This window comes from Clostridioides sp. ZZV14-6009 (genome assembly GCF_020658095.1).
Classification (GTDB): Bacteria; Bacillota; Clostridia; order Peptostreptococcales; family Peptostreptococcaceae; genus Clostridioides.
Window position 1 is genome coordinate 1 of record NZ_JAGWDG010000105.1, and the last position, 202, is coordinate 202.

The window sequence follows — 202 nt, forward strand, 5'->3', positions numbered from 1 at the left end:
GTTATTTCTTTATCTCCTGCTGTTGCTCCAGCTACTGAACCTGATTCTACTGTTACTGTAGCATATTCTACTTTATACGTTTTTCCATTTTCTAATCCTGTTATTGATGTTCCTGTTAATGCTGCTTTATCTGCTTCTTCTCCTAATGTTCCATCTGCTTTAGTATATTTTACATTTCCATCCATTGTTACTTTATAGATTT

1 protein-coding gene is annotated in these 202 nt (G+C 33.2%); it reads right to left on the reverse strand.

The window, feature by feature from the left end; genetic code table 11:
- Nucleotides 1-202 (reverse strand): hypothetical protein (locus tag KGF36_RS20100; RefSeq protein ID WP_227854991.1); only part of this gene is annotated, 202 nt, incomplete at both ends.